Here is a 21437-nt window from a genome sequence, read left to right on the forward strand (position 1 = left end):
AAGCAATGCAAAAGTCCGTACGCCGGAACTTGGGTTACCCGAAACGTCTCGACCTGCACAATAATCAATCCGTAGGCCTCTCGGCACCAGCATCGGCCTCGCGATCAGGAAGGAACGAGCATGAAGTTCGCACGCGTTGCCGCTCTTGCGTTGGCCTCGGCGGCCGTCATCGCGGTCAGCATGTTTGGTGCCACGGCATCTGCACAGGCTGACACCACGTGGCCCATCAAGCCCATCAAGGTTGCTAGCGACACTACCTGGCCGTGAGGCTGGTAGCGCACTGAGGCAAGACGCTTCTGGCAGTGGCTAGAAGCGCTGGTTCCGAGTGAGGATCGGTCTCGACCTCACTCGGAAACCCCTCCTTCGATCCCGGCGCCGGCTCGTCCGATCTCGTAACCGAGTTGGAACCGCGTCTCCGCGTCGTACTCTTCCTTGAGATCGGCGACGTATCCCGCGTAGGTCCGCGGGCTGACGCCCAGCCGCTTCGACGCTGCAGGGTCGGAGTGGCCCTCGATGAGCATGCGCAGGGTCATCGTGCGCTGCTCGCCGGCGATGTCCTTGAGGGTTGTCGAGTCTGCCGACGAGAACGGTCGCCCGCGCTCCCAAGCCCGCTCGAAGACGTCGACCAAGTAGTTGACGATGGCGGGCTCGCGGATCGCTACCGCGGCCCCGAGACCCTCGGGACCAGGGATGATCGCTACGTTCCTGTCGAAGATCATCGTGCGGTTGAAGAACTCGTCCAGGGTGCGCACCTCTGCTCCTGCCGCGGTGACGGCGGCGACGTACTCTCGAGTTCCGCTGTTTCTTCGGGCGGAGTGCTGATAGAGCGTGCGGAGCTTGACCCCTCGTTGGATGAGCTGGGTGTCCTTCTCGATGGCGTTCGCGAGAATGGTGCCGGTGTCCCGGCCTTCCTGCGGCTGAGCGGTGAGCGCCTCGAACTCACACTCCGCGACCAAGGAATCGATGTAGCGCTGGATCGCGGGTCCGTGCATGTAGGCGAACGGGCCCAGTTCGTCAGCCGGCGCAGACCGACGCCACGCGCTGCGTAGCGCAGCGAAGTCGTTCGCCCACTCCGCCGACTCCTGCAGAAGGCGGATGCCTTCTTGGGTCATGGGGGTCACGACCTGCGCCTGGACGGTGGCTGGGTCAACCGTGGTCCACGTCGTGGGGTCCTCGTCAGGCCGTCGTACGAGCCCGAGCTCGACCAGCGCTGTCAGCGCCTCTGCGAACTCACCGCCCTCTGTGATCCTCGCGTCGGACGAGGGCAGCGGCCCTTTCTCCGCGATCAGCTCAAAGAGCTCGATGCCTTTGGCCTCGAGCAGTGCACGCGTCCTGGGCGTTCGTCCCTCGTCGTTCACGTTCTTCTCCTCGCCTGACGGCGTGGGCTGACGCTTGCTCACGCTCCACCTCCCCGATGCTGTGGCTAGCGCCAGATCTTCTCACACGTGGCGATTTCTGGTCACGGACCATCTTCCGCTAATCTTCTACACGTTGCTTCGGTAACACTGCGCCTGTAGCTCAACGGATAGAGCATCTGACTACGGATCAGAAGGTTTGGGGTTCGAATCCCTACAGGCGCGCAGCACCTCAGAACCGCCTCATCCCAGCCAGATCGCCGGGGTGAGGCGGTTCTTCTTTCCCGGCTTGCGCACCCGGCTCCACGTCGCTCTCTTCCGCCGCACGCCAAGGTCGGGGTGGGGTCGAGGACGCGGCCCGTGAGCGAAACTCAATGAGTCCGCAGCCGTTGGACCTCGGCGCGAGAGTGCTGCACGGACGAGGTGTCCTTGCCGTTGCTCTCGGAGAGATCGTGGGCTAGATCGAGGCTGGCGGCGAGGACGTGTTTCTGGCGGCGCCTGCTGATGCCGTCGGCGCGGCCTTCGATAGCCGCTTTGCGGTCCTTGCGTCGGCGCGACGGCTCACCGGCAAGGGCGGTGAGCTCGAGCTCGGTGATGGTGCCGTTGGTGACCTCCGGTGCCAGCACGTCGCGCAGCCAGCCGCGCTCGCGGTGCGCGCCCCAGCGAAGTGCCACCAAGAGCGCCCCGACGCTGGTGAGGGTGATGCCGATCATCAGGGCAGCCATGACGAAACCGTTGGCGTTGCTGAGGGCGAGCATCGAGTCCCAGAGGCCGTGGACGAGCACGGCTGCAGCCATCAGCAGTAGCCCGCGGCCGACACGGCGTGGCTGGGCGCGGGTGCCGACGAGGTAGAGGATGCCGGCCGCGAAGATCGCGGTGTACATCGCGTGGGAGGCGACCCCGCTTGCGGACCGGAGGACGAAGGTGTGCAGCACCGATCCAACCTGGTCGACCCCGAAGTTCTGGTAGGCGCTGTTCTGGCCGTAGAGCATGTCCTCGAGGACCTGGAAGCCCAGGCCGACGTAGGCACCGACGATGAGTGCGTCGTAGACCGTGCGGATGACCACCGGCGCGAGACCGAGCATCAGCAGAAACACCGCGCCCTTGGCGGTCTCCTCCACGAAGGGCGCTGTGAGGCCGGCCTCCCAGTCTGTTGCCCAGGCTTGGCCGAAGGTCTTGGTGTAGATGTCCATCAACGCAGCATTGCCGGGTAGAGCCATCGCCCACGGGGCGCCGATCCCGCCACCGATGAACGCGGTCGCTGCCAGCAGTGCCGGGGTGCGCTCATAGCGGTCGAAGTAATGGAGGAACAGCAGGAACACCAGACAGAAGACGCCGGCCGACGCGACCCCGGCGATGTCGGCCTCCGCGAACACCCCCGCCGTGGGGACTGCGATCTGATAGAGCTGGTGAGCGCCGATGACGACGAGCAGCAGGTAGACCCACAGACACAGGTTGCGGGGCTGGAAGAGGTGGAAGCTGGCTCCCCAGCCGGACTCCGCGATCGCCGCCGTACGCCGGGCTAGCAGTTCAGGGGTCGCGGGGATGTCCGGCGTGCTGGCATCGTCGGTCGTGGTGCTCATCAAGACTCGTCTCCGCTCTTGGCAAGGGAGTCGATCATCGCGTCGGTCTCCGTCCTCATCGCAGTGAGCTGGGACTGCGGGCCCACGGTCTGGATCTCGATGCCGCGGCCATCGACGACGAACGCGGTCACGACTCCCGCGCCCTCGGGGGTGGTGAACTCTGAGGCAACCCCGCGCAGCCCTGCAGCCGTCGTGACATCACGTGTCTCGCTCGAGACGTGGTATCCCTCCGTCGACGCTCCGGTGATCCGCTCGGCCTGGTCGAGCAGCCGCACCGGGCTCTCGTCGAACGGGCCCTGCAGGATCGAGAACGCCACCCCGTTCTTGACCAGCACGACCTGATCGGCCGCATCCTCACCCCCGCGCGGGTCGTCCGTCGTCCGCAGACCGGCGACCACTCCCCACCCGGGCGGGACCGCCATCGTCACGTCCTCGGTCACCTGGAATGCCTCACCCGTACGTGTCGAGTCGTCCCATGTCACCTGGTCGTCGACCCACGGCATCACCCACGCCCAGAGGGCTAAGACCGCGAACGCAACCAATGCGTACGGGATCGACCTCCGGTCCAGCCCCAGCCACCTGTGTTCCACAGGCACCCGTCGATCCACCTGCGACGACGTCATCCCAACCCCTCACGCCATGACGTCCACCGCCGCAGCCCGGCCCCCTGCCGACCTGCTTGGTTCCCCGACGATCCGTCGTGAACGAAGGTACGCCGCGGTGCCCTCGGCTCGCAGCCGATCTGCCGCACTGCGGCTGACGTCACGTTGCTCGGGCGCCTAGGCCCGATCCGTGATCGTTCCGGGCAGGCTGAGAAGGACGAAGGCGCCGGTGGCGGTGAGGGTTCGTAGGGTGTGGAAGATCAGCCAGGGCTTCTCGAACGAGGACACGGCGCCGCCGTTCGCCAGGGCGTCGTTCAGCGGCAGGTTCGCCGCGAAGGTGATGACGACGGCGGCGACGGCGAGGCAGGCGGCGGTGATGGAGAGCGGGGTCCGGTGCCATCCGAGGAGGATCAGGGCCAGGAGCGGGGCGCCCAGGAAGAAGGCCAGGAACACCGGGTTGACGATGACCACGTTGAGCCGGTTCATGACCCGTGCGTAGACCTCGTCCGGCTGGCCGTGCAGCGCCGGCATGAAGGCGACGAGGAAGGCGATGTAGATGCCGGCGGTGACGCCGTTGAGCAGTCTCGCGCCGGTGAGTACGAGCTCGCTCATGACTGCTCACCCCGGTCGACGTCATCGATGCTTCGAGCTGCGCGGCCCAGGACCGCATCGACGTCGCTGGTCACGTACGCGTTGCGTCCGTCGAGAACCTCCTCGAAGAGGTACGCCAGGCCGGCCGCGTCGGGCGCCGGCAACCCGGCCGCGGTCAGGACCGCGACGTAGTCCTCGGTGGGCATGGAGCGGTACGTGACGGCGGGCCCGCCGATGGCGTGCGCGGCCTCCTCGAAGGTGAGCAGCTGCGGGCCGGTGAGCTCCAGGACCCGGCCGACATAGCCCTTGTCGAGGAGGGCTGCGACGGCGACGGCGGCGATGTCGTCGGCGTCGACGAACGGTTCGGCGACGGTGTGCTCGACCATGGTGAGCGACCCGGCCGCGAGCTCGTCCGCGAACGCACCTTCGGTGAAGTTCTGCAGGAAGAAGGCCGAACGCAGGATCGTCCACTCAGCGCCCGAGGCCATCATGGCCTGCTCGGCTCGCTGGGCACCCGCCTCGCCGCGGCCGGAGAGCAGTACGAGCCGGCTGCAGCCGGCGGCGACCGCCTGGGCGGCGAACGCACCGATGATCTCGTCGGCACCCGGCAGGCCGAGGTCGGGCTGGAAGGTCAGGTAGGCCGACTCGCAACCGTCGAGGGCCTCCGACCAGCTGGTCCGGTCGTGCCAGTCGAACCGGGTTGCCGAGTGGCGCGTGACCGCCCGTACGTCGTGGTCGAGGGTCTCGAGGCGGCGGGCGACGCGCTGGCCGGTCTTGCCGGTGGCGCCGGTGATGAGAGTTGTCATGCCTCTAATCTGGCCCGCCGGGAGCGACGACGGAATACGTTCGGCTCCAGGCAGCATGCGTTATCGTCTCACCATGTCGTCGCTGGATCTGCTCATGGACGGGCCACGGGCCCAGGCCGCCTTCCTGTTGAAGGCCGTGTTCGCCGGGGAGTGGTCGATCACCGCTGAGGACGACGTGCCGCTCACGGTCATCGCGATCGCACGCGGCCGGGCGGTCTTCACCGGCTGCGAGGGGCCGCAGGAGGTGGCGGCAGGTGACGTGATCGTGTGCCGCGGGCCGGCGACCTATGTCATCGCCGACTCGGCCGATCGCCCCGCCGACATCCGGATCCTGCCCGGCCAGGTCTGCGTCGACCCGAGCGGGGCTCTGCTGGCCGAGGAGCTGGCCTTGGGCGTACGCACCTGGGGGAACAGTCGCTCGCCGGAGGCGACCGTGATGCTCATCGGGACCTATGAGCGCGAGACCTCGGTGGGCTCGCTGCTGCTGTCCCGGCTGCCGACCAGCGTGGTGCTGCGCGGCTTCGACACCGCCGTTCTCGACCTCCTGTCCACAGAGTTGGTGCGCGAGGAGGCCGGCCAGGCGGCCCTGCTCGACCGATTGCTGGACGTACTCGTGGTCAAAGCCGTGCGTGAGGTGCTCGCGGCCTCCCCGGCCCTTCCCGCCGATGACGCGGTGGCCGCGGTGCTGCGCGCCATGGAACAGCACCCACAGCTGCCGTGGACGGTCGCCGGCCTCGGTGAGCAGGTCGGTCTCTCGCGAGCCGCTCTGGCTCGGCGCTTCACCGAGCATGTCGGCGAGCCGCCGTTGGCGTACCTGACCCGGTGGCGGCTCGCCCTGGCCGCCGACCTGCTGATCGGCACCGACCTGACCCTGTCGGCGATCGCCGCTCGCGTCGGCTACGCCAACGCGTTCGCCCTCAGCGCTGCCTTCAAGCGTCTGCACGGCACCTCGCCGACCTCCTTCCGGAGCCGCCACGTCGCCTGAGCCCTGGGTGACTTCGGCCGCCCAAGGGATCGTTATTACGTCAAGCAACTACCCGCTAGCCTCATCGGTATGGATGGTCGGAGTGCAGCAACTGGGGAGGTGGCCCCACTGTCGCCCGAGGAGGAGACTGCCTGGCGTGCGTTGGGGCGGGCAGTCGTGGTGATTCCGCGGGTGCTCGACTCCGATCTCATGCAGTCGGAGGGCCTGAGTCTCACGGAGTACACCGTGCTGATGAACCTGTCCGAGGCTCCTGAGCGCTCGTTGCGCATGAGCGAGCTCGCCAACTACGTAGCGATCTCGGTCAGCGGGCTGACCCGTGTCGTGGAGCGGTTGGAGCGTGCGGGCTTGGTCGAGCGGATCCGTTCGACGACGGACGGTCGCGGCCAGCTGGCGCGCTTGACCCCGGCCGGACTGAAGTGTCTGAAGAAGGCTTGGCCGGTGCACCTGGAGAGTGTCCGGCGCCACGTGGTGGATCATCTCCAGAACGTCGATCTGGCCGCGTTCGCCGATGCGCTCGCGGCGATCGCTCAGGCCGAGATCGGACCGCCGGTTCGTCGCCGCGGCCGCTGATCAGTAGACGTTGGCCCGGACGGCCTCACGGATCGGGGTGGTGCCGGTGTTGAGCTCGAGGATCTGCCGTCGGATGCGTGGCTCGAGGAGTAGTTCGGTGAGGGTCTCGGCGACGTCCGCGCGAGCGATCTCGCCGTGGGCCTCGGCAGGGCCGAGTGAGATCGTGCCGAGGGCAGGGTCATCGATCAGTAGCGAGGGGCGGAGGATCACCCAGTCGAGGTCGCTGCGGGTGACGGCGATGTCGGCCTGCTTCTTGACGGCGAAGTAGTACTCGACCTCGTCCGGGTTGTCGCGCTCGCGCCACGACTCGGGGAGGACAGAGACCAGTACGAACCGTCTGACCCCCGCCAGGCGTGCTGCCTCCAAAGCCTTGGCGACGCCGTCGCCATCGATCGCCTTGGTGACTTCGCGAGCGCCGCCGTTGGAGCCTGCGGTGTAGACGATCGCATCGGAACCGTTTGCGGCGCGTGCCAGTTCCGTGGCTGACATCGTGCTCAGCTCGCCGAGCGTGGTCTCGACGCCGCGCGCAGCGAGGTCGACTTGCTGTGCCGGTTTTCTGACCAGCCCGTGAACCTCGGTCCCTCCCGCGGTCAGCTTGTCGGCCAGCAGAGCGCCGATCGCGCCGCTGATGCCGAGAATGAGTACCTTCACGTTCCTTGCTCCCTTTCGCCGCCGGCCGCGAGACGCATCAGGTCGGTCGAGAAGTCGACATCGTCGACCGATTGCGGCGCGCCCGCAGCGGTGCCGCCGAACTGATGTCGATGGCGGCCCCAGTTCTGTTCAGCGATCTGGGGGCCGGTGCCATTCCGCAGGAAGATGGCCAGCTCGCCGGCCGCTCGGGAGGTCCGGTCGCCCAGGTCCGGTGAGCCCCAGTCCTCCGGGGCGGCGTACAGGGATGTCGGCATCGGGATCGCACGCAGGAACGCGAACAGTGGCCGGAGCTGCTCGTCGACGACCATTGCGTGCCGGCTCGTGCCTCCGGTGGCGGCCAGGAGGACGGGCTTGGCGATGAGCAGGTCGTTGTCGAGAAGGTCCGCGAAGGACTTGAACAGCCCGCTGATCCCGGCCTTGTAGACCGGGGTGCTCGCGATGATCGCGTCGGACTCCGCGAGATCCTCGATGGCGGCGGTGACCTTTCGACTCGGCATGCCGGAGACCAGTGCCTGGGCGATGTCGACCGCGATCGTCGACAGATCGATCGAGCGGAACGTCGGGCTCAGGTCGGAGGCAGCCAGGGCGTCGGCGGTGCGTTGGGCCGCTCGGTCGGCGAGGAGCCGGGTCGAGGACGGGTCGCTCACGCCGGCGGTGAGGACGGCGATGGTCACGTCGCTCATCACAGCGCCGCCGGGAACTGGGCGGCGACGGTCGGGTCGCTGTCCTCGTAGGGGGACGGGCCGGACAGGTTGTCGCCACGATTGGGGTTCGGCCGCGGCTGGCGGGGCTCGCCGTCGCCGTACTTGGCTGCGACCAACGAGGCATGGGTCGGTGCCTCGGGAACGCCTGCCGCGCGGCGCGACTCCATCTCCTTGCGCAGAACTGGAACGACCTCGGTTCCGAGGATCTCGACCTGCTCCAGTGCGACCTCGACAGGCAGGCCCATGCTGTCGACCGAGAAGAGCTGGCGCTGGTAGTCACCGAAGCCTTCCTGGAACGTCAGCGTCTTGTCGATGACCTCCTGCGGACTGCCGACCGTCAGCGGCGTACCTGTCATCCAATCCTCCAAGCGCGCTCCGCGGAAGACGGGGAAGGCTTCGAAGTACGGGCGGAATCGTTCGACCGCATCCTGCGACCGGCGGGCGATGAACGCCTGCCCGCCGAGGCCGACGATCGCCTGGTCCGCGGTGCCGTGGCCGTAGTGCTCGAACCGCTTGCGGTAGAGGTCGACGAGCGGCTTGAAGGCGAGATTGGGGGCCAGGATGTGATTGGCGAAGAAGCCGTTGCCGTAGTACGCCGCCTGCTCGGCGATCTCGGGAGTTCGGATCGAGCCGTGCCAGACGAACGGCGCGACATCGTCCAGCGGTCGCGGTGTCGAGGTGAAACCCTGCAATGGAGTCCTGAACTTGCCCTCCCAATCCACGACGTCCTCCCGCCACAGCCGGTGGAGCAGGTTGTAGTTCTCCAGCGCCAGGGCAACGCCTTGGCGGATGTCCTTCCCGAACCAGGGGTAGACCGGGACGGTGTTGCCCCTTCCGAGCATCACGTCGAGCCGGCCGTCGGCGACGTGCTGGAGCATCGCGTAGTCCTCGGCGACCTTGACGGGGTCGTTGGTCGTCATCAGCGTCACCGATGTGCTGAGGATGATGCGCTCCGTCAGCGCCGCGATGTGGCCCAGCAGGGTCGTGGGCGACGAAGGGATGAACGGCGGGTTGTGGTGCTCCCCGATGGCGAAGACGTCCAGGCCCACCTCGTCGGCTCGCTGCGCGAGGCGGACGATGTTGCGGATGCGCTCCGCCTCGCTCTGCGTGTAGCCGGTGGTCGGGTCCCGGGTGACGTCCCCGACGCTGAAGATCCCGAACTGCATGATGCGTGGTCCTAACGGTCGAAGGAGCAACTTGCCTGCGCGGGTAGGATACTTGTGCGCGCAAACAAATACGCGGACACCGAGCAAGGACGAGAGATGACAGACATCGATATTGAGGTCGCACATGCCCCAGAACGTCTGCGCTACGAAGCGCGTGTGGACGGAACCGTGGTGGGGTTCGCGGAGTACATCCTCGCCACCGACCTGATCGTGTTCACCCACACCGAGGTCGACCCGGCGTACGAGGGGAAGGGCGTCGGCTCGGCGATCGCCAGGTTCGCTCTCGACGACGTCCGCGACACCAGCGAGCGCAAGGTGATGCCGCTGTGCCCGTTCATCAAGGGCTGGATCGGGAACCACCGCGAGTACGTCGCACTCGTGAAGCGCGTGCCCCCGTCGACGGCGAAGGACTGACCATGACGCGCAAGACCTACACCGGGCCCGTGGTCGACGTCTCGTTCGACGGTGATGTGTGTCAGCACGCGGCCGAGTGCGTACGTGGGATGCCCGCCGTCTTCGATCCCTCCGCTAGGCCGTGGATCGACCCCACGCAAGCCGGTTCGGAGGGAACCGCTCAGACCCTGCGAGAGGTGATCGGGCGCTGCCCCTCCGGCGCCCTTCTTGTCGTCGAGCACCCTGAGGGGTCGTGGTCGGCATGAACATCACCGTGATCGGGCGCGGCAACATCGGCGGTGGACTGGCCGATCTCTGGGAGAACGCCGGCCACCACGTGCTCCGGCTGGGGCGAGACGGTGGTGACGTCAGCGGCTCCGAAGCTGTTCTGCTCGCGGTCCCAGGAGTCGCGGTAGAGGCAGCGCTGTCATCGGTCGTCGGGATCGAGGGCAAGACCGTGCTCGACGCCACCAACCTCTACGGCGGCGCGCGGCCTCCGGCCGGGTTCGCCTCCAACGCCGAGTACGTCAAGTCGGTGACCGGCGGGACGACGGCCAAGGCGTTCAGCACCAACTTCGCCTCGCTCTTCGGCCGGGTCGCCAGTGCGCGCGTACGACCGAGCAACCTGTGGTCCGGCGACGACGAAGCCCACGACGTCGTCAGCCGGCTCAGCCACGATGCCGGGTTCGAGGCGGTCCGCCTGGGCGACTTGAGCATGGCCGCCACTCAAGAGGGCCTCGCCGGCACGATCTTCGCGATCTCGCAGTCAGGCCTCGGCGAGTTCGTCTACCGCATGGCGCCGCCGGAACAGCTCTGACCCCGCCTCGAATGTCCCCCTATATCGATATCCCCCACGCAGACAGAAAGGAAAGATGATGGCTTTCATCACTGTTGGGCAGGAGAACAGCACGCCAGTCGAGCTGTACTACGAGGATCAGGGAACCGGACAGCCGGTGGTGCTCGTCCACGGGTATCCGCTGAACGGCCACAGCTGGGAGAAGCAGACGCGCGAGCTGCTCGCGGCGGGCTACCGGGTGATCACCTACGATCGCCGCGGCTTCGGGCAGTCGTCCAAGGTCGGCAGCGGCTACGACTACGACACCTTCGCCGCCGACCTGAACACGGTCCTCGAGACCCTCGACCTGAGCGACGTCGTACTCGTGGGCTTCTCGATGGGCACCGGTGAACTCGCGCGGTACGTCGCCCGATACGGGCATGAGCGCGTCGCAAAGCTCGCGTTCCTCGCGTCCCTCGAGCCGTTCCTCGTCCAGCGCGACGACAATCCCGGGGGCGTCCCGCAGGACGTGTTCGACGGCATCGCCGCGGCCGCCAAGGACGACCGTTACGCCTGGTACACGCAGTTCTTCAAGGACTTCTACAACCTGGACGAGAACCTCGGCTCTCGGATCAGCCAGGAGGCCGTCACCGGCAGCTGGAACGTCGCGATCGGCAGTGCGCCTGTGGCCGCGTACGCAGTCGTCCCGACCTGGATCGAGGACTTCCGCAGCGATGTCGACGCGGTTCGCGCGGCTGGCAAGCCGACGCTGATCCTGCACGGAACGAAGGACAACATCCTTCCCATCGACGCTACGGCACGCCGTTTCCACGAGGCGGTCCCTGACGCCGACTACGTCGAGGTCGAGGGTGCTCCCCACGGCCTCCTGTGGACCCATGCGGACGAGGTCAACGCTGCCCTCATGGAGTTCCTCCGTAGGTGATCAGCGGCGCTGTGAGCGCGGCGGCCTCCAAGAGAGCGCTGACGAGCCGTCGCCCGGGCGCTGTGAGCAGCGACCGGGCGACGCCGTCGATGGTCTCATCGGTGGAACGGCTCGCGACCTTCTCAGGTCTGGGCTCAGGTCTGGTTCTCTCCGCCGTCGACGTAGAGGTTCGAGCCGACGACGTAGCTACTCTGCTCCGAGGCCAGGAACGCCACGACCGCGGCAGCCTCCTCGGGCTGACCCATGCGGCCCTTGGCCACGGTCGCTGCGACATGTTCCTTCATCGCCCGGGCGGTCTCCTCGTCGCCGAAAGCCGCGGTGCCCCCAGGAGTCTCGATCCATGCCGGCGAGACCACGTTGACCCGGATGCCACGACCTTTCAGCTCGGTCGACCAGGTCCGCGCGAAGGAGCGCACCGCCGCCTTCGATGCCGCGTACGCGCCGAACGCCTCCATGCCACGATCGGCCGCCGTGGAGCCGGTCAGGATGACCGAGGCGCCGTCGTTGAGCAGCGGGAGCGCCTTCTGCACGGTGAACAGAGTGCCTCGGGTGTTGACTCCGAAGGTCTGGTCGAAGTGCTCCTCGGTGGTCTGCTCCAACGTCACGAATGTGCCGACGGCCGCGTTCGCCACGAGCACGTCCAACCCGTTGCCGCGGGCCCGGACCGCGTCGTAGAGCCGGTCCAGGTCGGCCAACTTGGAGATGTCGCCCGTCACACCCGTAGCCCGGTCCGATCCGATGGTCTTGACGGCGGCCTCCAGCTCGGCCTCACGCCGCCCGGTGACGAACACATACGCACCCTCGTCCGCCAGTCGCACGGCGGCGGCGAGGCCGATCCCGCTGCTTCCGCCGGTGACTACCGCCGTCTTGCCGTCCATATGTCCCATGTGAGTCTTCTCCATCACTTCGCTAGTTGCCGATCTGTATTCGTGTGCCGGTGATCTACCTACGACATCGATACTGCGACGCCATTGCAGTAAGATCCATAATCCAAAGTCCGCGATCCTTTACGTATCGTCCAGGAGGTGCCGGGTGGTGCTCGGCTTCCAGGATCCAGTGGCCGACGCGATCGGCCTGCTCAAGCCCCACACGGTGATCGCGCCCAGCCTTCGGGCCGTGGGTGAGTGGGCGTTGAGCTTCGACACGTTCCTGCATGTGCGGATCGGCGGTCTGGTACGCGGCAAGTGCTGGCTGATCCTCAAAGGGCATGAGCCGGTGCGTCTGCAGGAAGGCGACACGTTCATGCTGGGCAACCCGCCACCGTACGTACTGGCCAGCACGCCCGACGTCAGCCCGCGCTCGGCGGAGGCGGTGTGGGCGGGGGCCGAGGACGGGTTCGTTCGGATCGGCCCGGAGGCCGAGGACGACCTCTACCTCTGCGTCGGGCACATCGCGTTCGACGACCAGAACGCGGCACTCCTGACTGATCTGCTGCCGCCGCTCGTGATCGTCCGCGCTTCCGATCCTCATGGAAGCCGGCTTGCGCAACTGATCGATCTCCTGGCCACCGAGGTCGGGGTCCCCGCCGCCGGCGGCCCGTTGGTGCAGAACCACCTCGCACAGATCCTGCTGGTTCACATGCTGCGTGCTCACGCCGGCCGGACAGACCGGCCCACCGGCTGGCTCGGCGCCTTGAACGAGGACGGCATCGGCGCCGCGCTACGTGCAGTGCACGCGGACGTGGCCCACTCCTGGAACCTCAACGAGCTCGCCGAGATCAGCCACATGTCGCGCTCCGCGTTCGCCCAGGCATTCAAGAGCCACGTCGGGGTCCCGCCCCTGGAGTACCTCATTCAGTGGCGTATGAGCCTCGCTCGCGACGCCCTCGCCCGCGACGCGCTGTCGATCTCTGAGCTCGCACGAGCCACCGGCTACCAGTCCGAGAGCGCGTTCAGCACCGCGTTCCGCCGCGTGGTCGGCTCATCGCCTGCGAAGTTCCGGGACCAGGAACGCCGCTCGGCCGCGAACGGAAGAAGGTGATCAGGCATGCGCCAGTCGTGACCTGCTTCCAGTCCGGTGCAGCAGGAGTGGGGCCGGCGAGATCCGCGGGTCGCGCGTGTCGGCTGGAGCCCGGCCTCATAATGTCCCGGTGACCCTTCCCCAGACCCTCGGGCGCCTGCGCCAGGTCAAGCCGCTCGGTTCCGGCGGATTCGCCGAGGTGTGGCTCTACCACGACCCCGACCTCGACTCGCCCGTTGCCGTGAAGGTGCTCAGTGCCCAATGGACTCAGGCGGCCGACATCCGGGAGCGGTTCCTGCAGGAGGCGCGCTTCCTCCGGTCGGTGGACTCGCCCCATGTCGTCTCGGTCCACGACATCGGCGAGACCCCGACGGGTGCGCCCTACTTCGTGATGTCGTACGCCGACGGGGGCAGCGTCGCGGAGCTGATCACCCAGCACCCTCAGGGGATGCCGCCGCAGCTGGTGGCCGACCTGGTGGCACAGGCCGCGTCCGGCCTCGACGCACTGCACGTGCGCTCGGTCATCCACCGCGACGTGAAGCCGGCCAACATCCTGCTCACCGGCGGTTCCGACGGGCGGCTGCGCGCGATGGTCGCCGACCTCGGCGTGGCCCGCGCGCTCGATCAGCACTCGGAGGTGACCCGGCAGATCGGCACGCCCGCCTACATGGCGCCTGAGCAGTTCGACGAGTCCCTGCCGATCGACCATCGCGCGGACGTACGCAGCCTGGGCGCGGTCGCGTGGGCGATGTTCGCGGGCCGCTCGCCCGCGCCGGCGTTGACGGTGGTGTCCCGGGTTCCCGAGCTCGGCACGGTCGCGCCCGTGCCGGCAACGGTGTCTGCGGTGATCATGCGGGCTCTGGAGCCGAGGGCCGAGGACCGCTGGCCGGACGCGGCGAGCTTTGCCACGGCACTCACCGCCGCGGCCGAGGGGCGGGCGGTGGCCGTACCTCCCCCTTCGGACGCGCAGACCGTGCTTCGCTCGCCGTCGCCAACATCGCCGCAGCCGCAGCCGCAGCCGCCCGCGCGCGGCCGGCGCAACGCCGTCCTCGTCGCGGCTGCCGTCGTCGTCGCCCTTGTGCTGGGCGGCGCCGCGACCTGGTTCGTGGCGCGCGGTCCGGCCGAGGAGCCGGCCAGCGGCGCAGAGACCGCCGCGGGGCAGCCGGTCAGCGGCGCGGAGACCGCGGCCGTTCGGTTCGTCGACGCGCTCCAGGCGGGTGATTGCGAAGCCGCGGGCCTCTACATGCCCGACCTCGATGACCCGGCCGCCTGGGACTGCACCGATGACGCCAACGGCGGCGACGGCTTCTATTACCACATCCTCGACGAACTCGACGCCGACGGCGAGCGACGGGTCGAGGACCTCGGGGACGGGCTCTTCCGGGTGGTCTGGGTGGACCAGGGCTACGTCAACATGCAGCGCCAGGAAGACACTCTGTTCAAGGTGCAGCAGGTCGTCTGCTGCTAGCCGGGAAGAGGTCGCCCTACTCCTCGCGGAGGATCTTCGGGGGGCCTGCCGGGGTGGCCTCGCCGCGCTCGACGGCTGCGTTGTGGCTGGCGAGGGCGCGTTCGAGGAGTTCCATGAGCGGGGTCTCCTCTCGGGCGATCTGCAGGTACTTCGGCCCGAGGGAGACGATGAGGTCGCGCTCGGCGAGGAGGGCGTTGTGGATGCGCTCGCGCTCGGCCGGGTCGGCGGTGTATTCGGAGTCGAGGTAGGCGGCGGCGTGCCGGCGGGCGTTGCCGATCGCGTTCTTCGCGCGGCCGCGCTTGCTGAAGAGTGAGGCGACGACGGTCACGACGAGTACGCCGAGGATGACGGTCAGGGAGAGGCCGGTGCTGATCTCGACCACGTGCACGGACTCGCCGTCGTTGATGAACGGGACGTTGTTCTCGTGGAGCGCGTGCAGGATCAGCTTCACGCCGATGAAGGCGAGGATCGCGGCCAGCCCGTAGGACAGGAAGATGAGCCGATCGAGCAGGCCGTCGAGCAGGAAGTAGAGCTGGCGTAGGCCCAGCAGCGAGAACGCGGTCGCGGTGAAGACGAGGTAGACGTTCTGGGTGAGGCCGAAGATCGCCGGGATCGAGTCGAGGGCGAAGAGGATGTCGGTGCCGCCGATGGCCACCATCACCAGCAGCATCGGCGTCAGGATGCGCTTGCCGTTCTCCATCGTGAAGAGCTTGTCGCCGTCGTAGTGCTCGCTGACGTGGAACAGCCTGCGGGCCAGCCGGACGACGAAGTTCTCCTTGTCGGAATCGTCGTCGGGCTTCAGCATGTTGCCTGCCGTCATCAGCAGGATCAGCCCGAACAGGTAGAACACCCAGGCGAAAGTGTTGATCAGTGCGGCGCCCACGAAGATGAACCCGGTGCGGGCGATCAGCGAGAACGTGATCCCGAACAGCAGCACCTTCTGCTGGTCATCGCGGGGGACCCGGAAGCTGGTGATGATGATCAGGAAGACGAACAGGTTGTCGACCGAGAGCGCCTTCTCGGTGATGTAGCCGGCGAAGTACTCTCCGCCCATCGCGCCGCCGCCGAAGACCAGCACGCCGACGCCGAACAGGAGCGCGATCCCAACGTAGATCGCCGACCATATGGCCGCCTCCTTCAGCGTGGGCGTGTGGGCCTTGCGTACGTGGAAGACGTAGTCGAACGCGAGCAGGCCGACGATCGCGACGACGGTGACCAGCCACACCCATGTCGGTGCGCCCATAGTGACAAACCCCCTGAGAGTCGACCCGAGACCTGGGATCGGCCTCAGCCTAGGCGGAGGTCCTCGGGATCGACAGCCCATCGATGATCTGGGGGAGCGCGTCTTCGAGAAGCCGGTCGGCACGGGGGTCGTCGGGGCGGATCGTACGCATCGTGACGCTGTGGAGGAACACGCCCATCATCGTCTGGGCGAGGAGGTCGGTCGGCATCGTGGAGGTGCGGTCGAGGCGGTCCAGGGCCAGGTCGACGACCTCGACGAGCTGCTCGCTGAGCGCCGTGAACGTCGCCGAGCTGATCTCGCGCGCGTCGGCGTCGCGCAGGCTCTGCAGCACCACCTCGCTCTGCAGGACGAACCAGTGGTCCTGGAGGGGGCGGATCGCGTCGAAGGCCGCGCCGATCAGTGATCCGCTCGAGTCGGCGTCGCTGTGCTCGCCGACGGCGGTGCGTACGGCCTCGATCAGCCTCTCCGACTCCTCCTTGAACGCCTCGAGCAGCACCTCTTCGACGCTGCCGAAGTTGGAGTAGAACGCTCCGCGCGTGTAGCCGGCGGCGCTGACCAGGTCGTCGACGGTGACCCGGCGCGCCCCGCGCTCAACGAAGACGTCGACGGCCGCGGACAGCAGCCGGGCGCGGGTGTTCGTACGTCGCCTGGGGGCCTTCACCTCGGTCATGTAGTAATCCTCACATACGCCAACGATACACTTTTGTATTGAATGCGTTAATGTATTGAACGTGTCCTCCTATCTCTACCGACTCGGCCGACAGGTCGCCCGCCACGCCAAGACCGTGCTGGCGCTCTGGCTCCTGCTCGCGGTGCTCCTGGGTGCGCTGACCGTCTCCCTCGGCGGCAAGCTGCAGAACGACTTCACGATCCCCGGCACCGAGTCCCAGCAGGGCCTGGACGCGCTCACGCAGCGCTTCCCCGAGGTCTCCGGAACCTCCGCCCAGCTGGTCTTCGTCGCCCCTGAGGGGGAGAAGATCGACGACCACCGCCAAGAGATCGAGAAGGTGCTCGCGCAGGTCGAGAAGGTGGACCACGTCGCGACGGTCACCGACCCGCTGGCCTCGGAGAGCAGGACCGTCAGCGACAACGGCCGGGACGCGCTGGCGACGGTGCAGTTCGACCTCGGTCTCGACGAGGTCCCCGAGGGTGTGACGTCGGATCTGGAAGAAGCTGCGGAACTGCCGTCAGGGTCTTCCCTCGAGCTTCATGTCGGTGGGGATGCGTACTCCGTCACCGGGGTGCACGTCAGCGCGACCGAGGGGATCGGCATCCTCATCGCCCTGCTGGTCCTGGCGATCACGTTCGGGTCGCTGCTGGCCGCCGGCCTGCCGATCCTGACCGCGCTGCTCGGGGTGGCGATCGCGATGGCGGGGATCTTCTCGGTCGCCGCGGTCACCACGATCTCGGCCACCACCCCCACCCTCGCGCTGATGATCGGGCTCGCGGTCGGGATCGACTACGCGCTGTTCGTGATCGCCCGGCACCGCAGCCAGCTCGCCACCGGTCTCGGAGTGGAGGAGTCGATCGCTCGGGCGGTCGCGACGGCCGGCAGTGCGGTCATCTTCGCGGGTGTCACCGTGATCATCGCGCTGTGCGGCCTCGTGGTCGCGGGCATCCCGTTCCTGGCGGTGATGGGGTACGCAGCCGCCTCGGCCGTGCTGGTCGCCGTGCTCGTCGCGCTCACCGCCGTGCCGGCTCTCCTCGCGATCGCGGGCGAGCGACTGCGTCCGAAACCTGGGTCTCGGGCCCATCGGCGTGAGGCTGTCGCGGAGGGGCGGCCTCACGCCACCACTCTCGGGGCACGCTGGGTGCGGCTGGTGACCAAGGTGCCGGTCCTCACCGTCGTGGTCTCGCTGCTGGTGATCGCCGTCCTGGCGATCCCCGCGCGCGACCTCGCGCTGGGGCTCAACGACAACGGCAGCGCCGAGCCTGGGAGTGCTCCGCGGGAGACGTACGACCTGATCAGCCGCGACTTCGGGCCGGGCTACAACGCGCCGCTGTTCGTGACCGCGGACATCATCGACACCACCGACCCGATCGGGGTGATGGACTCTCTGGGCAAGGCGCTGGGGACCTATGACGGGGTGCAGAAGGTCGCGCTGGCCACACCGAACCGGACCGCCGACCTCGGGCTCGTGGTGATCTACCCGACCACCGAGAAGAGCGACCCGGCGACCGCCTCGCTGGTCAAGGAGATCCGCGCGGACTCGGCCGACCTGGAGAAGCGGTTCGGGATCGAGGACGTCATGGTCACCGGGCAGACCGCGGTCGCGATCGACGTCAGCGCTCGTCTGTCCGGCGCGATCCTGCCGTTCGGGGCCGTCGTCGTCGGGCTGTCGCTGATCCTGCTGACGATCGTGTTCCGCTCGATCGCGGTCCCGCTGAAGGCGACGTTGGGCTACGTGCTGTCGGTGGCGGCCTCGTTCGGGGTGGTCGCCGCGGTCTTCGAGTGGGGCTGGGGCGCCGACCTGTTCAACGTCGCCAAGGTCGGCCCGGTGATCGCGTTCTTCCCGATCATCCTGATGGGCGTGCTCTTCGGGCTCGCGATGGACTACGAGGTGTTCCTGGTCTCCCGGATGCGGGAGGACTTCGTCCACACCGGCGACGCCCGGCGTTCCGTGGACACCGGCTTCGCCGCCAGCGCCCGCGTCGTCACCGCCGCTGCGATCATCATGATCGCCGTCTTCGCGGCCTTCGTGCCCAACGGCGACCCGATCGTGAAGCCGATGGCGCTGGGGCTCACCGTCGGTGTGCTCGTGGACGCGTTCCTCGTGCGGATGACGCTGGTGCCGGCGGTGCTCGCCCTGCTCGGGCGGGGTGCCTGGTGGCTGCCGGGCTGGCTGGACCGGCGGATGCCGGTCCTCGACATCGAGGGTGAGGCGCTCATCCACCACCTCGAGCACGCCGACTACGTCGCCTCGAACGGTGAGGTCGCGGTCCGCGCGCGGCAGGTCGAGGTGTCGGGGGCGCTCGCGCCGCTCGATCTTCACCTGCGGCCGGGAGGGCTCGGGATCGTCCACGGGGCTGACCCGGTCGCGCGATCTGCTGCGCTCGCGGCGCTCACCGGGCGGCTCGGTTTCGCCGGTCAGCTCGTCGTGCTCGACCGGCTGCTGCCGGAGGAGGCGGGCGCGGTACGCGCCCGGGCCGCTCTCGTCGGCGACGTCGCGGAGGCGCTCCGGCTCGTGGGCGCTCGGCGTATGCCGGCGCTGGTCGCCATCGACAGCCCGACCTCGCTCGACAGCGGGCAGCTCGCCGCCCTGTCCGCACTGACCTCGCGTGGCACGACGGTCCTGCTCGGGATGCCGTCGTTGCCCGCCGTGCCGCAGGTCGCGGACGCGCTCGCGCATGCCGCGCCCGCACGCACCGCACCCGATCCCGAGCTCACCGACCCTGCGGCCTCGGTCGCCGACCTGGAGACAGTCCGATGAAACGTACGAAATCATGGTGGTCGGGCCGCCGCCTGGTGGCGGCCGCGATCCTGCTGCCGGTCGTCGTGACGGCGCTCGCGCTCGTCGCGCTGAGCGACCGTACCGAGAACCTCGACAAGGTGCCCGCCGCGGTGGTCAACCTCGACGAGCCGGTGACGACGGGGAGCGGGAAGAGCAAGCAGACGGTCTACGCCGGCCGGGCGCTGGCAGCGGATCTCGTCTCCTCCTCGGGATCGTCCGCGAGCCCCACGCTCGGCTGGGAGCTCACCGATGCAGCGGATGCGCGGGAGGGTTACGCGGACGGGACGTACGCGGCGGTGATCACGATCCCCAAGGACCTGTCCAAGACGCTGTCGGGGGTGCAGGGGAGCGACCCGAGCGCCGGCCGGGTCAGCGTGGAGGCGTCCGACGCCTCCAGCGAGGTGACCGCCGAAATCGCCCGGCAGGTCGCGCGGCAGTCGGCGTCGACCCTGGGACGTACGGTCACGACGACCTACCTCGACGGGGTCCGGGACCAGACCGGGAAGCTCAAGACCAGCCTCGACTCCGCCGCCGACGGTGCCGACCAGCTCGCCGACGGCACCGCTGCCGCCGACTCGGGTGCCGGGAAGGTCGCCGACGGCGCTCGGTCGCTCAGCTCCGGTGCGTCCGGGGCTGCCGACGGCGCCTCGCAGGTCGCGGGCGGGCTCGACACGCTCGCCGGCGGGACCGCGCGGCTGGAGTCGGGCGCGGGATCGCTGGCCGCGGGAGCGGGCAAGGCGTCGAAGGGCGCCTCCTCACTGGCTGCCGGTGCCGACGAGCTGAGCGGCGGGCTCGACCAGCTCGAAAGGTCGACCGCGGGGCTCCCGTCGCAGGCCTCGTCGCTCGCGACCGGCGCCTCGCAGGTGTCGGAGGGAGTGGCCGGCTACACCCAGCTCGCCAAGGGCTGGGCGCAGGCGTGCGCAAGCGACCCGCTGCTCGCAGCCTCCAAGCCGCAGCTGTGCGGTGCCACCGCCTCGGCGGTCGGCGCCGGTGGCGGGCAGGCCGACCAGCTCGCCGCGGGAGCGGCGCAGGTCGCCTCGGGAGCCTCGGCTCTGTCGCAGGCGGCTCCCGAGCTGAGCGGAGGGATCTCGTCGGCGGCGGACGGTGCCGGGAAGGTCGCGTCCGGGGCGTCCCAGGTCGCCGACGCCAACGCCCGCCTCGCCAAGGGCGCGCGTGAGCTCGAGTCCGGTCTCGGGAAGACCAACGACGGCGCCACCGCGCTGGCCTCTGGGGCCGATCAGCTCGCCTCCGGGACCAGGCAGCTCGAGAGCGGTTCGGCTTCTCTGGCCTCCGGGGCCGACGACCTCTCCTCCGGTACGTCCTCGCTGACCGAGGGCGCCGACTCGCTGGCCTCGGGTCTCGACGACGGTGCCTCGCAGATCGCGGTTCCTGGTGAGAAGCAGGCCGAGGTCGTCGCCGACCCGGTGCAGGTCTCGGTCGCTTCCGGTTCCTCGACCTCGGGGGCGACCCGGCTGGCGCCGGCGGTGATCGCGCTGGCCCTGTGGCTCGGTGCGCTCGCGATCTACCTGCTCCGTCCGGCCTTCCCCGCCGGGAGGCTGCGGGACGCGCTCACGGCGCGGCGGCTCACCTTCGCCGGCCTGTGGCCGGCGGCTCTTGTCGGGCTGGCGCAGGCGGTGCTCCTCGTGGGGACGGCCCGTCTTCTCGGCGCAGATCTCGCGGCGCCGGTCGCCACGGTCGGGATCGCGGTGCTCGCCGCGGTGGTCTTCGTTGCGGTCCACCAGGCCGTCGTCGCGCTCGCCGGCCAGCGCCGCGGCTGGCTGATCTCGCTCGCCTTCCTCGCCCTGCAACTGGTCTCCCTCGGCGGGCTGCTGCCGGTCGCCACGGCCTCCGCGCCGTTCGGCGCGCTCGCGGGCATCCTGCCGGTCCCGCTCGCCGCCGAGGCGCTCCGCGGGGTCGCCGTCGCGCAGAGCGGTGCCGCGGTCGGTGCGCCGGTCGGCGGCCTCGTCCTCTGGCTCCTGCTCGCGGTGGCGGTCAGCCTCTTCGCGGCGGGTCGGGCGCAGCGTACGTCTGTGGCGGAGATCCTCGGCGCGGCTGCCGCCTGACCCGCTGGTCGAGCCGCGAGCGCCAGCGAGCGTGGACGTCGAGGGCGTTGACGTTGCCGGAGCCCTCCCAGACCGAGTTGAGCGGGGACTCGCGGAAGAGCAGCGGCATCACCGACTCCTCCACGTAG

At 68.7% G+C, this 21437-nt stretch carries 23 protein-coding genes and 1 tRNA gene; 12 read left to right on the forward strand and 12 right to left on the reverse strand.

Going from position 1 to position 21437, the window contains the following annotated elements; all coding sequences use genetic code 11:
- The first annotated feature begins 120 nt into the window (after positions 1-120).
- Complete coding sequence (locus ABZY89_RS23170; protein ID WP_355231000.1) at positions 121-267, forward strand: hypothetical protein; 147 nt, start codon at positions 121-123, stop codon at positions 265-267.
- A gap of 77 nt (positions 268-344) precedes the next feature.
- Here ABZY89_RS23170 and ABZY89_RS23175 read toward each other — a convergent pair whose 3' ends face one another.
- A complete protein-coding gene (locus tag ABZY89_RS23175) occupies positions 345-1400 on the reverse strand; it encodes a LuxR family transcriptional regulator (protein WP_355231002.1) in 1056 nt (351 codons plus the stop codon).
- A 107-nt stretch (positions 1401-1507) separates the two neighbouring features.
- On the opposite strand from ABZY89_RS23175, the gene ABZY89_RS23180 reads away from it, so the two are divergent.
- A tRNA-Arg gene (locus ABZY89_RS23180) sits at positions 1508-1580 on the forward strand.
- Between the two features lie 146 nt (positions 1581-1726).
- Here ABZY89_RS23180 and ABZY89_RS23185 read toward each other — a convergent pair.
- The 4 genes from ABZY89_RS23185 to ABZY89_RS23200 all read right to left on the reverse strand — a co-directional run bounded on the left by ABZY89_RS23185 (position 1727) and on the right by ABZY89_RS23200 (position 4937).
- Positions 1727-2938, reverse strand: a complete 1212-nt coding sequence (locus tag ABZY89_RS23185; protein ID WP_355231004.1) for a PrsW family intramembrane metalloprotease — start codon at positions 2936-2938, stop codon at positions 1727-1729.
- A complete protein-coding gene (locus tag ABZY89_RS23190; protein WP_355231005.1) occupies positions 2938-3441 on the reverse strand; it encodes a hypothetical protein in 504 nt (167 codons plus the stop codon). The genes ABZY89_RS23185 and ABZY89_RS23190 overlap by 1 nt, the downstream gene beginning before the upstream one ends.
- A 276-nt stretch (positions 3442-3717) precedes the next feature.
- On the reverse strand, positions 3718-4152 hold the full coding sequence (locus tag ABZY89_RS23195) for an anthrone oxygenase family protein (protein ID WP_355231007.1): 435 nt from the start codon (positions 4150-4152) through the stop codon (positions 3718-3720).
- Positions 4149-4937 carry an NAD(P)H-binding protein gene (locus ABZY89_RS23200; protein ID WP_355231009.1) on the reverse strand — a complete coding sequence of 263 codons (789 nt, stop codon included), beginning with the start codon at positions 4935-4937 and terminating at the stop codon, positions 4149-4151. Before ABZY89_RS23200 ends, ABZY89_RS23195 begins: the two co-directional genes overlap by 4 nt.
- A 73-nt stretch (positions 4938-5010) precedes the next feature.
- Here ABZY89_RS23200 and ABZY89_RS23205 point away from each other — a divergent pair, with 73 nt between their 5' ends.
- Both ABZY89_RS23205 and ABZY89_RS23210 read left to right on the forward strand, forming a co-directional pair.
- Positions 5011-5922, forward strand: a complete 912-nt coding sequence (locus ABZY89_RS23205; protein ID WP_355231010.1) for an AraC family transcriptional regulator — start codon at positions 5011-5013, stop codon at positions 5920-5922.
- Between the two features lie 69 nt (positions 5923-5991).
- On the forward strand, positions 5992-6492 hold the full coding sequence (locus ABZY89_RS23210) for a MarR family transcriptional regulator (RefSeq protein ID WP_355231012.1): 501 nt from the start codon (positions 5992-5994) through the stop codon (positions 6490-6492).
- Here the strand turns inward: ABZY89_RS23210 and ABZY89_RS23215 are convergent, their stop codons facing one another.
- The 3 genes from ABZY89_RS23215 to ABZY89_RS23225 are packed head-to-tail and all read right to left on the reverse strand — an operon-like array spanning position 6493 to position 9013.
- On the reverse strand, positions 6493-7143 hold the full coding sequence (locus ABZY89_RS23215; RefSeq protein WP_355231014.1) for an NAD(P)H-binding protein: 651 nt from the start codon (positions 7141-7143) through the stop codon (positions 6493-6495). It lies immediately after the preceding gene.
- Positions 7140-7826, reverse strand: a complete 687-nt coding sequence (locus ABZY89_RS23220) for a CE1759 family FMN reductase (RefSeq protein WP_355231016.1) — start codon at positions 7824-7826, stop codon at positions 7140-7142. The genes ABZY89_RS23215 and ABZY89_RS23220 overlap by 4 nt, the downstream gene beginning before the upstream one ends.
- On the reverse strand, positions 7826-9013 hold the full coding sequence (locus ABZY89_RS23225; protein WP_355231018.1) for a CE1758 family FMN-dependent luciferase-like monooxygenase: 1188 nt from the start codon (positions 9011-9013) through the stop codon (positions 7826-7828). Before ABZY89_RS23225 ends, ABZY89_RS23220 begins: the two co-directional genes overlap by 1 nt.
- Positions 9014-9109: 96 nt before the next feature.
- Here ABZY89_RS23225 and ABZY89_RS23230 point away from each other — a divergent pair, with 96 nt between their 5' ends.
- From ABZY89_RS23230 to ABZY89_RS23245, 4 genes are read left to right on the forward strand one after another with little or no spacing between them, the layout of a single operon-like run.
- Positions 9110-9427 carry a GNAT family N-acetyltransferase gene (locus tag ABZY89_RS23230; RefSeq protein WP_355231020.1) on the forward strand — a complete coding sequence of 106 codons (318 nt, stop codon included), beginning with the start codon at positions 9110-9112 and terminating at the stop codon, positions 9425-9427.
- Positions 9428-9429: 2 nt separating this feature from the next.
- Positions 9430-9672, forward strand: a complete 243-nt coding sequence (locus ABZY89_RS23235) for a (4Fe-4S)-binding protein (RefSeq protein WP_355231022.1) — start codon at positions 9430-9432, stop codon at positions 9670-9672.
- On the forward strand, positions 9669-10223 hold the full coding sequence (locus ABZY89_RS23240) for a hypothetical protein (RefSeq protein WP_355231023.1): 555 nt from the start codon (positions 9669-9671) through the stop codon (positions 10221-10223). Before ABZY89_RS23235 ends, ABZY89_RS23240 begins: the two co-directional genes overlap by 4 nt.
- A gap of 58 nt (positions 10224-10281) precedes the next feature.
- Positions 10282-11124: an alpha/beta hydrolase gene (locus tag ABZY89_RS23245; protein WP_355231025.1), complete on the forward strand. Its 843-nt coding sequence runs from the start codon at positions 10282-10284 to the stop codon at positions 11122-11124.
- 134 nt (positions 11125-11258) lie between these two features.
- On the opposite strand, the gene ABZY89_RS23250 is transcribed toward ABZY89_RS23245, so the two are convergent.
- On the reverse strand, positions 11259-12011 hold the full coding sequence (locus ABZY89_RS23250; RefSeq protein WP_355231026.1) for an SDR family oxidoreductase: 753 nt from the start codon (positions 12009-12011) through the stop codon (positions 11259-11261).
- A 145-nt stretch (positions 12012-12156) separates the two neighbouring features.
- Here ABZY89_RS23250 and ABZY89_RS23255 point away from each other — a divergent pair, with 145 nt between their 5' ends.
- Together ABZY89_RS23255 and ABZY89_RS23260 are read left to right on the forward strand one after the other, a co-directional pair.
- A complete protein-coding gene (locus ABZY89_RS23255; protein ID WP_355231028.1) occupies positions 12157-13104 on the forward strand; it encodes an AraC family transcriptional regulator in 948 nt (315 codons plus the stop codon).
- Between the two features lie 109 nt (positions 13105-13213).
- Positions 13214-14551, forward strand: coding sequence for a serine/threonine-protein kinase (locus tag ABZY89_RS23260; protein WP_355231029.1), 1338 nt, complete (start codon positions 13214-13216; stop codon positions 14549-14551).
- Between the two features lie 16 nt (positions 14552-14567).
- On the opposite strand, the gene ABZY89_RS23265 is transcribed toward ABZY89_RS23260, so the two are convergent.
- Entirely contained in the window at positions 14568-15794 is a 1227-nt protein-coding gene (locus ABZY89_RS23265; protein ID WP_355231031.1) for a TerC family protein, read from the reverse strand.
- Positions 15795-15843: 49 nt separating this feature from the next.
- Positions 15844-16464 (reverse strand): TetR/AcrR family transcriptional regulator, encoded by a 621-nt coding sequence (locus ABZY89_RS23270; RefSeq protein WP_355231033.1) that lies wholly within the window; start codon positions 16462-16464, stop codon positions 15844-15846.
- Between the two features lie 61 nt (positions 16465-16525).
- Between ABZY89_RS23270 and ABZY89_RS23275 the strand changes: the two genes are divergently transcribed.
- The gene (locus ABZY89_RS23275) at positions 16526-19225 is read left to right on the forward strand and encodes an MMPL family transporter (protein ID WP_355231035.1); all 2700 of its coding nucleotides are present in this window, start codon (positions 16526-16528) and stop codon (positions 19223-19225) included.
- Complete coding sequence (locus ABZY89_RS23280; protein WP_355231037.1) at positions 19222-21309, forward strand: YhgE/Pip family protein; 2088 nt, start codon at positions 19222-19224, stop codon at positions 21307-21309. Before ABZY89_RS23275 ends, ABZY89_RS23280 begins: the two co-directional genes overlap by 4 nt.
- Here the strand turns inward: ABZY89_RS23280 and ABZY89_RS23285 are convergent.
- Positions 21239-21437 (reverse strand): hypothetical protein (locus ABZY89_RS23285; protein ID WP_355231039.1); only part of this gene is annotated, 199 nt, incomplete at its 5' end. The two genes, ABZY89_RS23280 and ABZY89_RS23285, sit on opposite strands and share 71 nt — an antisense overlap.

Origin of the sequence: Nocardioides sp. NPDC006303, assembly GCF_040613175.1 — a bacterium.
Lineage (GTDB): Bacteria > Actinomycetota > Actinomycetes > Propionibacteriales > Nocardioidaceae > Nocardioides.